At 71.0% G+C, this 14,961-nt stretch carries 9 protein-coding genes; all 9 read right to left on the bottom strand.

Annotated elements, in window-relative coordinates; translation table 11 throughout:
• Positions 1-130 precede the first annotated feature (130 nt).
• Positions 131-1,510: a non-reducing end alpha-L-arabinofuranosidase family hydrolase gene (locus Aco04nite_RS24250; RefSeq protein WP_212999559.1), complete on the bottom strand. Its 1,380-nt coding sequence runs from the start codon at positions 1,508-1,510 to the stop codon at positions 131-133.
• Positions 1,511-1,531: 21 nt separating this feature from the next.
• Entirely contained in the window at positions 1,532-2,845 is a 1,314-nt protein-coding gene (locus Aco04nite_RS24245; protein WP_212999558.1) for an extracellular catalytic domain type 1 short-chain-length polyhydroxyalkanoate depolymerase, read from the bottom strand.
• Positions 2,842-4,473 (bottom strand): glycoside hydrolase family 27 protein, encoded by a 1,632-nt coding sequence (locus tag Aco04nite_RS24240; protein WP_212999557.1) that lies wholly within the window; start codon positions 4,471-4,473, stop codon positions 2,842-2,844. Before Aco04nite_RS24240 ends, Aco04nite_RS24245 begins: the two co-directional genes overlap by 4 nt.
• 3 nt (positions 4,474-4,476) lie before the next feature.
• A complete protein-coding gene (locus Aco04nite_RS24235) occupies positions 4,477-5,634 on the bottom strand; it encodes an RICIN domain-containing protein (protein WP_438874935.1) in 1,158 nt (385 codons plus the stop codon).
• 372 nt (positions 5,635-6,006) lie between these two features.
• Positions 6,007-8,712: an FtsX-like permease family protein gene (locus tag Aco04nite_RS24230; RefSeq protein WP_212999556.1), complete on the bottom strand. Its 2,706-nt coding sequence runs from the start codon at positions 8,710-8,712 to the stop codon at positions 6,007-6,009.
• A complete protein-coding gene (locus Aco04nite_RS24225; protein WP_212999555.1) occupies positions 8,709-11,819 on the bottom strand; it encodes an FtsX-like permease family protein in 3,111 nt (1,036 codons plus the stop codon). The genes Aco04nite_RS24230 and Aco04nite_RS24225 overlap by 4 nt, the downstream gene beginning before the upstream one ends.
• On the bottom strand, positions 11,816-12,493 hold the full coding sequence (locus Aco04nite_RS24220) for an ABC transporter ATP-binding protein (protein WP_212999554.1): 678 nt from the start codon (positions 12,491-12,493) through the stop codon (positions 11,816-11,818). The genes Aco04nite_RS24225 and Aco04nite_RS24220 overlap by 4 nt, the downstream gene beginning before the upstream one ends.
• Positions 12,490-13,368, bottom strand: coding sequence for an ABC transporter ATP-binding protein (locus tag Aco04nite_RS24215; protein ID WP_244876249.1), 879 nt, complete (start codon positions 13,366-13,368; stop codon positions 12,490-12,492). Before Aco04nite_RS24215 ends, Aco04nite_RS24220 begins: the two co-directional genes overlap by 4 nt.
• Positions 13,369-13,460: 92 nt before the next feature.
• On the bottom strand, positions 13,461-14,948 hold the full coding sequence (locus Aco04nite_RS24210) for a sigma-70 family RNA polymerase sigma factor (protein ID WP_212999552.1): 1,488 nt from the start codon (positions 14,946-14,948) through the stop codon (positions 13,461-13,463).
• Positions 14,949-14,961 lie beyond the last annotated feature (13 nt).

The raw sequence follows: 14,961 nt of genomic DNA, 5'->3' as shown, positions 1-14,961 counted from the left end.
AGACGGTGCAGCAGACGATTCCGGCCCCGCCGCCGGTCCCTGTGCCCTGGAAACCGAAACTGGTGCTCCGGCCCGGGGAGACGCCGCCCGGCAGCGGGGAATTCTCATGACGTTCTCCCGTCCGCGCCGCTCACCGCTGCAATGTGAGCAGGCCCGGCCGCCACGGCAGACTGTTGTAATCGCCGCCCGCACCGGGGTCCTTACCCTGGTACAGCAGCTGCAGGTTGCACGGGTCGACGGTCTTGGTCTGATCCGGGTTGCTCCGCACCAGATCACCGTGACTGATGTCGTTCGTCCACGTCGCACCACTGTTCGCCTTACCCGCAAACGGATTACTCTCCGTAGCAGCCTGCGGCGTCCACGAACCACCCAGGCTCGACGACGTGAACGACCGGAAGTAACGCCCGTTCGCACCGATCGCCTCCACGATCATCAAATACTGGTTCTGACCTTGAACCTTGTACACCTCGACCGCCTCGAACAGATTGTTCGTCGAGTCACTCATGATCGTCGTGTACGACGAACCAAAACTTCCCGGGAAGTTCCCGATCGGCATACTCGCCCGATAGATCTTCCCGTTGTCCCCGGCGAAGAACAGATACATGGTCGTGTCATCGCCGATCAACGTCTGATCGATCACCCCGGTACTGGAGCCCGTGATACTCCCGGTGAACAACGTCTGCGCCGACGACCAGCCATTGGGATTCGTCGGATCGCTGGACGTCTTGTAACTGAACGCCGTCGGACCCCACTGATAGGCCAGCACCCAACTATTTCTCGGAGCGAAGTAGAACAACGTCGGCGCCACCGTGCCCTGACTCATCCCGTTCTGACTCACCGACGCCATATCGGACCAGTTGGAGAACAGCCCGAAGTTCATCGAACCGTACGAGCCACCCGACACGTTCGACCCGTACACCAAGTGCTTGCCGTTGTAGACCACATTGGTGAAGTCCTTCAACGAGACCCACCCGTTCTTCGGACTCGCCAACGAACCGGTCGAACTCCAGCGGTACGTCGACGGGAGCGCGCAGGTGGCGGGCGGCGAGGACGACGGGGGTGATGACGGCGGGGAGGTCGGCCCGGTCGATCCGGTGCAGGTCACACCGTTGACCGCGAAGCTGGCCGGGGCCGGGTTGCCGGCAGACGACGTACCGTTGAAACCGAACGACACTGTGCCGCCGGTCGCCACCGCGCCGTTGTAGGCGACGTTCTTCGCCGTCACCGCCGCCCCGCTCTGCGTCACGGTTGCGTTCCATGCCTGCGTCACGGTCTGCCCGGCGCCGTACGACCAGGTCAGGGTCCAGGAGGTCAGCGCATCACCGAGGTTGGTGATGGACACGTCGGCGTTGAAGCCGCCCTGCCATTGCGACGACACCGCGTAGTTGACCGAACAGCCCACCGTCGCGGCGTCCGCCGGCAGCGCCGCGAGAACCGCGGCCGATGCCAGCAACGGCAGGCCGGCCGCCAGCGCGGCGTAACGCAACGTTCGGGACCGGGAAGTGGTCATCAGACATCTCCTCCATGGGAGTCATCGGGTGCACAGGGTGCCGTTGAGGGAGAAGGCGGTGGGCGTACCCGCGGTGCCGGTATGGCCGGCCTGGAACCCGAGGCCGACCGACCCGTTCGCCGGGATGGTGGCGTTGTAGGACACGTTCGCCGCGGTCACCGCTCCGGAGAGCGGCGCATAGGTGGCGTTCCAGCCGGAGGTGATCGTCTGTCCGGCCGGCAGGGTGAAGGCCAGCGACCAGCCGTTGACGGCGGTGCCCCCGGTGTTGGTGATGGTGATGCTCTCGGTCAGACCGTTGTTCCAGGCGTTGACCGTGGCGGTGACCTGACAGGAGCCCGAGCCGGGAGTGCCGGTGGACGGCGGGGCCGTCGGTGGGGTCGTCGGCGGGGTCGAGGTGCTGTCCAGACCCAGGAAGGAGATCGCGTACGCGAGCTGGCCGGTCTGCGGCAGGGCGTGTCCGACGCCGGCGATGCTGACACCCTCAACCGTCGCCCAGGTTCCGGTGTCGCCGTATCGGGTACGGGTCCAGGACTGCCGTGGGTGGTCGGTGAACGCGGGCGTCTGGCTCAGCCCGTGCAGGCCGGTCCACTGTTTGATCTCCTCACCGAAATTCGGGTAGGCAAGGGTCGTGTCGGTGTCGCCGTGCCACAGCTGCATCCGTGGATATCCCCCGGTGTACCCGGGGTACATCGCGCGGGCCTGGTCCGTCCACTGGCCGGTCGTTTTGATGAGACGCCCGCCCGAGCAGGTGCTGTTCCACAGCGATCCGTCGGTGGTGGCGAAGCAGCCGGCCGATACGCCGGAGAACGCCGACGCCGCTGAGAACACGTCCGGATACTGCGCGGCGAGCACGTTGGTCATCATGGCGCCCGAGGAGAAGCCGCTGACCACGATCCGCGCCGGATCCACGTTGTAGTGCGAACGGGCCCACGCGACCATGGACATGATCCCGGTGGAGTCGCTGCCGCCGTCACGCCGCAACGCCTGCGGGCTGGAGACGTCGAAACAGCTGCCGCTGCGGGTGGCTTCCGGCAGGACGATGACATATCCGTAGCGGTCGGCCGCGGTCACGTAGTCGTGGCCGTTGCCGTTGAAGATCCCGCTCGCCGAACCGCTGCAATAGTGCACGAGAAGCAGCAGAGCCGGCTTCGGTGCCACGTTGGCCGGCACGTAGACGTACATGTCGAGGTTGGTCGGGTTGCTGCCGAAGCCCGTCACCCGGGTCAGGGCCGCGGCCTGTGCGGGTGCGGCGGCCAGCAGCACGGATCCGGCGATCAGGACAGCCACGGCAGCGGCGAGCACGGCGCGTAGCTTGGTGATGCGTGCTCCGCTCATGACCGCGACCAGCGCTGGTTGACGGCTGCCGTGCAGGTCCACAGCAGGGTGAGGGTGCCGTTGGCGGTCAGGTTGTGGTCGACGTCGAGGCAGAGGCCGGATGCGGTGCCGCGGACGGTGCCGTCGGTGCCGAGGGTCCATTGCTGATTGGTGCCGCCGTTGCAGTCCCAGAGCTGCACCTTCGCACCGGCGGTGGCGCCGGTCGGGGCGTCCAGGCACTTGCCCAGCGCCTGCAGGGTCTGCCCGGACGCGGCCCACTGCTGGTTCGCGGCGCCGTTGCAGTCCCAGATGACCGGCTGCGTACCGTTGGTGGTGGCGCTGTTGGGCACGTCCAGGCAGCGGCCGGACGACGCGCTGACCAGGGTCCCCGACGTCGGGGTGGGCGGGTTGCCGGTGGTGCCGCCGCTCACCCGGTAGACGACCGTGGCGTGTGCCGGCACGCTCGCGGTGATGGTGCCGCTGGTGGTCGTGGCGGCACCGGTCCAGGTGTCGACGAGGGTGAACGACGATCCGCCCTTGCCGATCGCCGAGGCCGTGGTGGAGATCGTGCGGGTCGAGCTCGACTGGTTGAACAGCGCCACCGCCACGTCGTCGTTGGCCAGGCGCTTCGCGAGCACCCGCTGGTTGCTGTCGGCCACGATCGAGCTCGCCTGCAGGCCCAGGCTGTCCTGGTTGATCGCGATCAGCCGGGTGTTCTTCAGGATCGTCAGGGTGGCGGAGCTCATCGAGCGGATGTCGTTGCCCGCGATCAGCGGGGACGCCATCACCGCCCACAGCGCGAAGTGGGACCGCTGTTCGGCGTCGCTGAGCGTGCCACGGCCGACCTCCATCATGTCCGGGTCGTTGAAGCCGCCCGGTTTCGCGTACCCGGCGAGCGGAACGGTCACGTCGACGATGTTCTTGATGCCCATCGGGTATCCGTTGGTCTGGCCGGTGTCCCAGGAGAGCTGAATGTCCTCGGTGGTCCGCCAGATGTTCGCCACGTCACCCCAGTTGCGCTGCGGGCCGGTCTTGGCGTGCACGCTGTTGGAGTTGATGCTGTAGAGAATCGGCCGGCCGGTCGCCGCCAGCGCGTCGCGCATCTTCGCGAACGTGGCGACCTGGTCGTTGATCGTGCCGGTGGGCGAGCACCAGTCGTACTTCAGGTAGTCGACTCCCCAGGCGGCGAACTGACGCGCGTCCTGTGCCTCATGACCCTGGCTGCCGGTGGCGCCCGGGTACGAATTGAAGTACTGCGCGCACGTCTTGTCCAGCGGACCCTCGTACAGGCCGAATTTCAGGCCCTTGCCGTGCAGGTAGTCGCCGAGCGCCTTCATGCCGCTGGGGAATCGCGTCGGGTCGCCCTGCAGATTACCGGCGGAGTCCCGGCTGGGGTTGAACCAGCAGTCGTCGACCACGACGTACTGGTAGCCCGCATCCCGCATCCCGGTGCTGACCATCGCGTCGGCCATCTGCCGGATCAGCGACTCGCTGATGTTGCAGCCGAACGTGTTCCACGAGTTCCAGCCCATCGGCGGGGTGCGGCCCACGCCGTTGTCCAGTGCCTGCGCCGCGGGCGCGAAAGCAGTCGTCAGGGTGCCGGCCACCAGCAGCAGTCCGGCCAACAGTGCGGTCCTCAGACGTCTCATGTCTCATCGCCTCGTCCAGAGTTGGTTGGTCGCCGTGGTGCAGGTCCAGAGGACGACCGGGGTGCCGTTCGTGGTGGCCCCGCCACTGACGTCGAGGCACAGACCGGACTGCGCGTTGCTGATCGTGCCGTTGGCGTTGAGGTTCCACTGCTGGTTGAGGCCGCCGCTGCAGTCCCACAGCTGCACCTTCACGCCCGCGGTGGCGCCGGTCGGTGCGTCCAGGCATTTGCCCAGTGCCTGGAGCGTCGGGCCGGTGGATGTCCACCGCTGGTTCGCTCCGCCGGAGCAGTCCCAGATGATCGGCTGGGTGCCGTTGGCGGTGTTACTGCCCGGCACGTCCAGGCAGCGGCCGGACGCTGAGCCGACCAGCGTTCCGGCGGTGCCGCCGGTTCCGGGGTCACCGATCGAGCCTGGTACGGAGCGCAGGGCGGAGTACCAGGTGGCGGCCATCTTGTCGTAGCCACCCGCGGTGGGATGCACGCCGTCGATCAGATCGGCCGTGGTGAGCGCGGCGTGCATGTCGACGAGGTGGACCCGCTTCCCCGCGGCGGCCCGGCTCTGCACGATGCCGGGCACGGCGGCGTTGAAGCCACGGGCAGCGGCCTCCTGGCTCGCCGACGCCAGCGGGATGATCGTCGCCACGAACACGTCGGCCGACGGCGCCACCGCGGTGATGTGGTCGATGAGGGTGGACAGCCTGCCCGGCGCGCCGGCGACGTTGTAGTTCTGCAGGATGTCGTTGGTGCCGATGTGCAGCAGAACGGTGCGCGGACCGGTCGCCGCCAGCCAGCCGGTGACATTGGCGTCGATCTGGTCGATCCGCCAGCCGGGGTGGCCCTCGTGGTCGTGGTCGCCGAGCGCGGCCGGGCCGTTGAACTGGGTGCCGACCAGGTCAACCCGGTAGCCCGCGGCGGCCATGCGTTGCCACAGCCCGATGCGGTAACCGCCGGGCACCTGGGTGCCCTCGGTGATGGAGTCACCCAGCGGCATGACCCGCACGCCACCGTTCGACTCGGCGGCGGCGATCTCCGCCGGAACGGTGATGCCGGCCGCTGCGATCATTGCACCGAGTACGGCCGCGAAGAGCCGACGTCTTCTCCCGGACATGGACAGTTCTCCTTCCTCGTCGCCCATCGAGGCCATGGCAACGACTAACGTCAATGCAAAAAGGTATTGAATCGCGCGACTGAGAGGAGATCGAACCACTCACTTCGAACAACAGTGAGCGTTAACAACGAATATCACGGATGTTACGGGAGCGCTCCCACTTGCACAACGGAGCAACTCATTCATCCGTGGAGATTTATCGATGCCAGCTTTGAGCTGCACTGCAGCAGACAAGGGCTGCGTGAGGATGTGCGTTGTAACAGTTTTTGCCGCTACAGTTCATGCTCATCCTGAACCACGCGAGCGTGCCCATTAGGGCGAGCGCCGCCGTCAACGCTTATGGCATCGACATGGTCAAATAGGCGTTGAATCGGTGCTGGCCACCATGACGGCGACGGCCGCGTGGTCCGGCAGGTTCACCCCGGGTCAGGCGCCGCCGACGCGGAGGACCTCGCTGAGGCGGTTGCGGCGGCGGACTGCTGCCTCGACCCGCACCACTGCCACCACCATGACCAGGAATGCGGCAACGACCACCACCAGACCCACCCAGGGCAGGACCAGGACGGGGTTGCCGGGCTGGGCGGTGAGCAGGCGCAGCCCGAGCGGCCCGAGGGTGAGCACGGCGAGCAGCACCCCCAGTGCCGGCCCGCCCAGGGCAGCGACCAGGGCGAGCGGCAGCAGCTCACCGGCGGCGACCCGGCGGGCCTCCCGGGTCCGCAGGCCGAGCGTCCGCAACCGGCTCAGGGTCTGCCAGCGTTCCGGTGCCCCGGCCGCCGCGTCGAGCGCGAAGCCCAGCAGACCGAGCGCGAGCAGCGTGACCGTCGACGCCCAGGCGAGCCGGATCAGCCCGGCGACCAGCGGCGCTTCCCGGCGTTCCCGCAGCACGTCGGTGCGGGCGACGACGGTCGCGCCGACAGCGGCCTTGGCAGCGGCGGCGGCGCCGGACCCGGTGACCCAGATCGTGTTCGGGACGACAGGGACACCGGCTGCGGTCAGCGCCGCCGCGTCGGCCAGTACCGTGTCGTCGGTATCGCCGATGGCGTCGGTCGTGGCGACCGCGGTGAGCGTCGCCTCGGGTGCGCCTTCCGTTCTCAGGTCCAGGGAATCGCCGGCCCGTAGCGTGCCCTCCGGGGAGTGCACCAGCACCGGGACCGGGCCGCCGGGGGCAGCGGCGGGCAGCGCCGGCAGCGGCGTCCGAGCGGCACCGGCGAGCAATTCGCGATAGGCGGCGCTGTCGACAGCGATCAGCCGGACCTGCCGCGAAGCGCCTCCGACGATCACCGAGGTGGCGGTGGTGACCTGGGCGGCGACCGCGTGCCGGACGCCGGGGGCGGCTGCGATCCGGTTGATGAGGGCGGTGGTGGTCGTCGCCGGCTGATCCGGGAGGTCGATCCGGGCGTCCGCCCCGACGCTGCGCCAGGCTCCGTCGGCGAGCCCCGCGCCGATGGTGCTGCTCAGGGTGAGCGCGAATGTAGCGAGCGCGGCCGAGGCGACCAGTGCCAGCACCGGCAGGACCCGTCTCGCCGCGGACGCCGCCCGCGAGGCTCCGAAGACGGCCAGGGGCATCGTGGACCTCAGGGCCTGCCGCAGGGCCAGCCCGGTCGTCACCGGTAGCAACCTCAGCAGCAGTAACGCACCGGTCAGGGCCCCCAGGGCGGGGGCGGAGGCCGGCAGCAGCACGGTTCCCCCGGCGGACGGGGAGGCGCCACGCTGGTGCAGCACCGTCAGGGCGATCGCCGCTGCCGCGAGCACCGCCAGCTCGGCCGTCAGTCTGCGCAGCGCCGCTGTCCGTTCGGCCCACCGGCGGGCGCTGCGGTTGGCCGGGTTGCGCTTGTCCCGGGTGGCCCGGTGCGCCGTGACCATCCCGAAGCCGGGCCCAGCCAGCACCGCGCACACCCCGGCGGGTAGCAACCATCCCCACGCGACGCCCCCGGCGGCCGCCCAGGCGATGAGCGCACCCACCGCGGTCGCGGCGACGGTCAGCAAGACCGATTCGAGGAGCAGTTCGGTGCCGAGGGCGACGATCGACGTACCGCGCTGCCGGGCCACGGTCAGGGCCGCGGCCCGCCTCCCGGCCAGCAGCTGCGCGGCCAGCAGCAGAATCAGTACCGCGACCAGCATCACCGCGCTCAGCAGCACCGACGCCTGTGCCCGGGCGGCGTCGACTCGCTCCCGCACATCACGCAGCACCTGGTCGAGCTGGGTGGACCACTGCGCGGCTCCCTCATGGCTGGCGGAGGAGCCGGACGTCGCCTTGAGCCGCACCACGGCCGCCGCGATCCGCTGGGCGGAGTCGAGGGTCAGCACCTCGGCGTCAGGGCGGAACCGCACCGTCCGGCTGACTTCGTCGGGGTTGAACGCGAGACGCGCGTCGGGCAGTGACTGCGCGTCGAGCAGGCCGCCGAACCGGGTGATGCCCGGTCCGTCCGCGCCGGACTGGGGGTCGAGCAGCCACGGGGCGACCTGCCACGCCAGGTCGGTGCGGTTCACGGGCCGGAACACGCCGCTCACCCGTACGTCACAGGGGTTGCCCTTGGCGTCCTCGGTCTGCAGCCGGTCACCCGGCCCGACCCCCAGCCGTGCCGCGGCGGTCTCGGAGATGCCGGCCTGCACCGGCCACGGGTCGCCGGTGTACGCCACCTCGGCATTCGGATGCTCGCTCGAGGCTCGGGGCGCGGCACCGGATACCCAGGTGACCGCCGGTTCGGAGGTGCCCGCGACATAGCCCAACCGGAAACTGCGCGGCTCGTCGCCGTTGACGATCTTCAGGTACGGGCCACCGGCGAACTCGATCGGCGGGGACATCTGATCGCGCAGCGCACCGAGCTGGTCGAGGGCCCGGTCGCGCAGGTCGTCGAGGGACTCCGCGGAGCGCGGGTTGCGGACCCGGCCGCCGTGGGCGCCGTCGTCGTACTCCCAGTCGGCCCGGACCTGGATCTCGGCCTGGCCGCCTGCCGCCCGCACCGCCTGCCGGACGGCCTGGTCCGCCGTGCTGGTCAGCAGCACCGGCACGGAACCGGCCAGCACCGTGACCGCCGCGACCACCAGGGCGGCCAGGGTCAGGGGGCCGGCGTCGGCCCGGGCCCGGCCCCGGACGCTGGGCCAGTGCACCGGGGGCAGCAGGCGGATCATGACGCCACCCGCAGCTGTGCGGCGCCGGCCCGGCGGGCCTGGATGGTCGCGACGATCCCGGCCGCGGCTGAGCAACCGGCCACGAGCACGAGGATCAGGAGGCTCTCCGCGGCCCAGGGCCAGACCGGAGCGACCTCGGGCACGGGTGGGGCGCCGGTCTCCGAGCGCACCATCAGCGGCGTGATGATCCAGGTGGCCAGCGCGCCGACCAGGGCACCCGCGAACAGCAGCGGGATCAGGACGAAGGCGTGCTGACCCAGCAGGACGGTCCGGATCTGCCGGCCGGTCAGGCCCAGACCCCGCAGGCGGGCCACCTCGACGGCCCGGTCCCGCAGGTCGTGGGTGACGTGCAGGATCATCCCGGCGAACAGCAGCAGCACCGCGGCCGGGACCAGCAGGCGCAGCACCGCGGGCAGCCCGGCGTTGAGCGGACCTGCGGTCAGCCGTGCGCTCTCGCCGGTGCGGGTGGTGACCGTGCCCAGGTGCAGCGCGGCGACGTCGTTTCTCGCCGGTGCCGCGGCCCACCAGGCGTCGACCGGGCTCTGCGGATCGCCGTGCGCGGTCAGCACCCTGGTGAGGGTGTCGAGATCGGCGAGGACGGCGGCGGCGCCGGGTGCGGAGGGCACGTCCGGCACGACACCGGCGACATCGACGGGTACGCCGGTGTTGCCGACCAGGACGTCCAGATGCGAGCCGGTTGTCACGCCGATGCCGTCCGCCAGGGTCCGGGAGATGATGACCGGCACCGTCCGGGGTGCCCGGAACGCCGTCGCGACCAGGGTCGGTGTCTGATTCCAGGACCCGCCGAGCTGGACCTTGGCGGTCAACCGGACGGTGGTGCCGGTGGCGGCCAGGGCCGGGGTCAGCACCTGACCCGAGTCCGGCAGGGCCGAGGCGACGGTCCACGTTCCCAGCTCACCGACCGGCGCGGAAAGCCGCAGTTCGGCGGTGACCGCGCTGATGTCGCCCGCCGAGAAGTAGCCCGGCGCGGTGTCGAGCGGCAGTGCCACCGCGATCAGCTGCATCCCGTCCACCGGCACGCATCCGGTGATCGGATGACGGGCCCCGTCGAGGGTGAAGGCGGCGGTGGTGCAGGTGGTCCGCAGCCCGGAGGAGTCCTGCAGGAGCAGGGCCGGGGTGGTGGTCAGGGGAATGTCCCCGGTCCCCGTCGCCGACACGGCGAACGAACTGCCGGCCGGCAGCGGCACGCCGTGCACCGGCCCGCCGGGGGCAAGCCCGCGGGTCAGAGTTGCCCAGTCCTGATCTCCGGGCACCCTGCCCCGGAACAGCTCGTTCGCGTGGGTGGTGTCCGCGGCGACCAGCCGGGGCGGTGTGCCGGCGCCGATCCACTGGCCGATCGCCAGGCCCCGATCCGCGGCGGGGCTGACGACAGCCGCGCCGGTGGCGGCGGTGATCGCCGCGCCCTGCCCGGCCATCGGCGGGACGGCGAGCGCCACGGCGAGGTCGGTGCCGACGGCCAGGGCGGCCTGGTCGCGCTGCGACCGGTGCCAGGTGTCGTCGAACGACAACCCGAACGTGGCGGTGGCCGCGGCCAGGCAGATCAGCAGCCCGGCCGCGGCGGCCTGGGGCCGGCGCGCAGCCTCGAAGGCGGCCAGCGGCAGCGGCAGGCCGTCGGAGCGGCGGGCGAGCCGGTCGGCGACCCGCAACGCGGGCGGGACCAGCCGCAGAGCCAGTGCGGCACCGGCGATCAGCAGCAGTGCGGGGGCCAGCACCTCGATCAGTCCGGTGTCCGTGCCGCGGGCGTGCAGCTGCCACCAGCCGAGCGCGGCGAAGGCGACCAGGAGCAGGTCGGCCCCGGACCGGGCGAGGACCTCCCGGCGGCCGCGATCGCCGTGCGGGGCCTCGGCGCGGAGCGCGATCAGCACCAGGACGACGGTCAGGCTCAGGGCACCGGCCACCACCACGAGCACCTGGGCACCCGCCAGGACCGGGCCCGTGGCGAGCCCCGCGCCCGCCATCGGCGGCAGATGGCTGAGGCCGCTGTGCACCAGCGCCGACAACGGTACGGCCAGCGCCGCCGCCACCAGCGCGATCGCGCCCGCCTCCACGACCGCCGTGACCGCGCGTTGAACCGGGCTGGCACCCATGGCTGACAGCAACGACGTCTCCGCCGCGCGCAGTCCGGCGGTGAGGCGTCCTGCGAGGGCGAGCGCCACTGCGGTCAGCACCGTCGCGAGCACCGCAACCGCGAGGACCGCGGCCTCGGTGATGTTCTGCTGGTGCTGCTGGGCGCGCAGGGTGTCCGCCAGTTCCGAGGCGACGCGGGTCAGCTTGGCCCGCTCGCCCAGCGTGCCGGTCAGCCGTGGATCGGCGTCGCGGACCCCGGTGGCGACCGTGGCCAGGGTGGCCGGGGTGGCGCCGGAAAGGTCGGGACGGGCGACGATCTCCATGCGGCTCAGCGACGAGCCGCCCGTGACCAGGCTGTCGAAGCCGATGAGGAACGGCCCGTACGTCGGGAATCTCCGCATGGTGCTGCCGTCGTTGAAGTCCGCCTGGTAGCCGGTGCCGGCCAGCAGGTCGCGGTCCCAGCCACCGTTGGGCAACGGCCGGGCGATGCCGACAACCGTCAGGTCCACCGCGGGCGCGGGATTCTCCGGCGGCTTCGCAGCCAGGTGTACGCGGCTGCCAACCCGCAGGCGCAGCAGCTCGGCGGTCGGCTCGAGCAGCACCGCCTCCCCCGCGGCCGCGGGCCAGTGGCCCGAGGTCAGTGTGGCCCGGTCCGGGAGATCCTCGACACCGGAGAGGTACGTCCGCGCGTCGTCATCGCGGCCGGGCAGCGGCCGTAGCTCGGAGGAAGCGCGAGCCGCGGTCCGCGCGGGGAACGGCGCCAGCGCGGAGGTCAGCACGTCACGGGTCGCGTCGACGACCGCCGCCGCGTCCGGGCCGCTGACGCTCGACGTGTACGCCGTCACGGTCGACTGCTCCGCATCGGTCCGGTTCGCCGCCACCCCGAGCGCGACATCCGCACTGCGGGTCACGAGCAGCGCGCACACCCCGAGCAGGGTCGCGCCGAGCGTCACGACGGCGAGCAGGGCCGCCAGGACCGGCCATTGTGCGCGTGCCCGGCGGCGTACCAGGGCGATCATTGCTCGAGACGCCCGTCGCCGATCCGGACCACCCGGTCTGCGAGCGCCATCATCACCGGGTCGTGGGTGGACACCAGGACAGTCACACCTTCGGACTCGACCACCCCGCGCAGCAGGGCCATCACCGACCGGCCGGTGTCCGCGTCGAGCTGCCCGGTCGGCTCATCGGCGATCAGCAGCCGGGGCGAGGCTGCCAGGGCACGCGCGATCGCCACCCGCTGCTGCTGACCGCCGGAGAGCTCACCGGGGCGCTGCTCGGCGTGGTCAGCGAGACCGACCAGGTCGAGCAGCAGCCGCACCCGCTGCTCGCGATCGGCGGCCGGGGTGCGGGCCAGCCGCAGCGGCGCGCCGACGTTCTCCGCCGCGGACAGCACCGGGATCAGGCCGAAGGTCTGGAACACGTACGACACCTTGTCGCGCCGCAGCTGGGACAGCCCGTCCTCGTCCAGGCCGGTGATGTCCTCGCCGTCGATCAGCACGCTTCCGGCATCCGGGCGGTCCAGTCCGCCGATCACGTTGAGCAGCGTGGTCTTGCCCGAGCCCGACCGGCCCACGAGCGCCACCATGCGGCCCGCCTCGACGTCGAAGGAGACATCGCGCAGGGCATGCACGGCGGTCGGTCCGGCGCCGAAAGTGCGGCTGATGCCGCGTACGGTAACCAGCGGCGCGGTCACCGGCCGGACCTGTCGGGGTGGATCTCGACGTGCCCGGTCTCCAGAGCCAGCCGGACCCGGTTCGACAGCTCGAGGGTGTCCCGGTACTCGCGGGGAATCTGCACCCGGCCGGTCCGGTCCATCACCGCGTACTCCTCGGCGATCACGTGGGTGTCCCCGTCCTCGTTCGTGGCCGTGCGCCGCAGCACCTCACTGCTGGTCCGCCCGTCGCGGATCGCCACGGTCCGCTCGACCTGACCGCTCACCGCCTGGTCGTGGGTCACGATGACGACGGTCACGCCGAACTGCTGATTGACCTCCCGCAGCGCGCCGAAGACCTCGGTCGAGGTAGCGGTGTCCAGCTCACCGGTCGGCTCATCGGCGAACAGCACCCGTGGCTCGTTCGCCAGCGCGACGGCGATCGCCACCCGCTGCTGCTGACCGCCGGACATCTGACCGGGCTTGCGGTCCGCGCAGTCGGTGACGCCCAGCGCCGCGAGGAGCTCGTCCACGCGGTCCCGGCGGTGTTTCACCGGTCTGCGGGCGGCCACCATGGGCAGGTCGATCACCTGCCGGGAGGTCAGGTACGGCACGAGGTTGCTCGAGGTCTGCTGACGCACGAACCCGACGGTGTGCCGCCGGTACCGGACCCGGTCCGCGCGGGACATGGCCAGCAGGTCCCACTGCTCGACCCGGGCCTTCCCCGCGGTCGGTGCGTCGATCCCGGCCAGGATCGACAACAGCGTCGACTTCCCGGACCCGGACGCACCCACGACAGCGACCATCTCACCGCTGTCCACCACCAGGTCGAGACCCTGCAGTGCCTGCACCTCGATCGAGCCGGTCTGATAGATCCGGACCAGGCTCTCGCAGACGATCAGCGCGTTAGGAGACACCGTTTCCTGCCGTTCGATTCGATCACGGGCGGATCTTTCTATCACGGCGTTGCCCGTACGCAGCATGAACTGAGCATTTCGCCCGGGACGCACTATCGACTGCTCACGGTGAAGGTGGAGGCCGCGACGTACGCGGCGGTGCTCTCTGCCGGATCGAGCCGCAGCTCCCCCGCGGCCACGCGAATGAACCGGTCCGGATAGTTGAACGATCTGAACCGGACCGTGCCGGCGGCATCACCTTTCTGCGGGCAGAAGGTCGCGTCCATGCGGAACAGTTCCCGGTCCTCCTGCGCGCTCAGCATGATCCGGAACGAGGCGTGCCTGACGTACCGGCCGTCGCTGTCACGGAAGGAGACGCAGGACCGATCGGCGATTCCCGGGCCGGCGGTCACGACTTCCCCGGAAACCCCGGCCGCCGTGACCAGGTAGTCGCCGCTCAGCGTCACTGCCGCGCCCGGCTGACCGGCCGGCCGGATCACCACGGGCCCGAGCGGGACGAGGCCGGCTGCGCCGGGTGATGCCGGTGCCGGCGAACGCGACGGTGATGCCGGAGCAACGGCTGCGGGCGAGGACTTCCGCGTGGGTGTGGCCGGCTCGGCCGCCGGGGTCTCGACAGCGGATGGCGCCTGAAGGGGTGCGATGGCGACGGGCTCGGGCGCGGGCCGGTCGGAGAGAACGAGATAGGTGCCTCCGGACGCGGTCACCGCCGCCAGGACAGCGGCCACGGCCTTCACCCCGATTGCCTTCCCGATCCAGCCTGCCGCTCCGGCGCCCAGCGATGTGCCCGTCCCGGAGGCGGCGGCACCGCTTCCGAGCGCGGTTGCCGCGGCGAGCGCACCGGCGGAGGACGGGAGCGGCACCAGGGAGGCGCCGAGCACCAGCCGCTCCAACGGCACGAATCCGGCGCGGGCGCCCCCGCACACGTCGCAATCGCGCAGGTGACGGGCGAAGCGCTTACGCCATCTCGGGCCGGGCGTGCCGTTCCACCCGTCGGTGAGCGCGTCCAGCTGCGGGCAGCGGGGCTCGGCGTCGAGAGCAGCCACCAGGAAGCGGCTCAGCTCCAGCTGCCTGCGCATGCGTTGGAGGCGGACGCGGGCATGTGCCGCGCCCAGTCCCGTTGCCGCCACCAGCTCCGCCCTGGTGAGATCTCCGGCAACCTCACGCCACCACAGCGCGGCCAGGTCACGGTCGCCGGGATCGAGCCAGCCGGTGGCCTCCACGACCTGTCTGCGCTGGGCGGACAGGCTCAGCCGCAACAGGGTGAGGTCCGCGAACTCCGCGTCCGGATCGGCGATCTCGGCGGCGTCGTCGAGGGCTGCCGTCCGGTCGCGTTCCTGCTGGCGTGACCGGAGCCGGCTGCTGATCTGGTGCGTGGCGATGGCGACCAGCCAGGATCGGAAGCTCTCCGGCGCGCGGAGCGCCGGCAGATCCCGATGGGCTCGCAGCACCGTCTCCTGCACGACATCGTCGACGTCGGCATGCCCGTCCAGCGCCCGGCCCACGATCCGGTAGAGCAACGGGAGGTGTGCCGTGATCAGCTCCTCAGCCGCATGGCGGTCACCATCGAGGGCGGCGTTCACCAGATCGGTCAGC

The organism is Winogradskya consettensis, from assembly GCF_018332715.1.
Classification (GTDB): Bacteria; Actinomycetota; Actinomycetes; order Mycobacteriales; family Micromonosporaceae; genus Actinoplanes; species Actinoplanes consettensis.
The sequence above is the reverse complement of the archived record's forward strand: the minus strand, read 5'-3'. Positions and strand labels throughout refer to the sequence as shown.

What these genes read in the sequence shown, in the direction of transcription:
- Aco04nite_RS24245 (WP_212999558.1), bottom strand. Translation starts at nt 2,845, where the DNA reads ATGAGCGGAGCACGCATCACCAAGCTACGCGCCGTGCTCGCCGCTGCC.
- Aco04nite_RS24250 (WP_212999559.1), bottom strand. Translation starts at nt 1,510, where the DNA reads ATGACCACTTCCCGGTCCCGAACGTTGCGTTACGCCGCGCTGGCGGCC.
- Aco04nite_RS24230 (WP_212999556.1), bottom strand. Translation starts at nt 8,712, where the DNA reads ATGATCCGCCTGCTGCCCCCGGTGCACTGGCCCAGCGTCCGGGGCCGG.
- Aco04nite_RS24240 (WP_212999557.1), bottom strand. Translation starts at nt 4,473, where the DNA reads ATGAGACGTCTGAGGACCGCACTGTTGGCCGGACTGCTGCTGGTGGCC.
- Aco04nite_RS24225 (WP_212999555.1), bottom strand. Translation starts at nt 11,819, where the DNA reads ATGATCGCCCTGGTACGCCGCCGGGCACGCGCACAATGGCCGGTCCTG.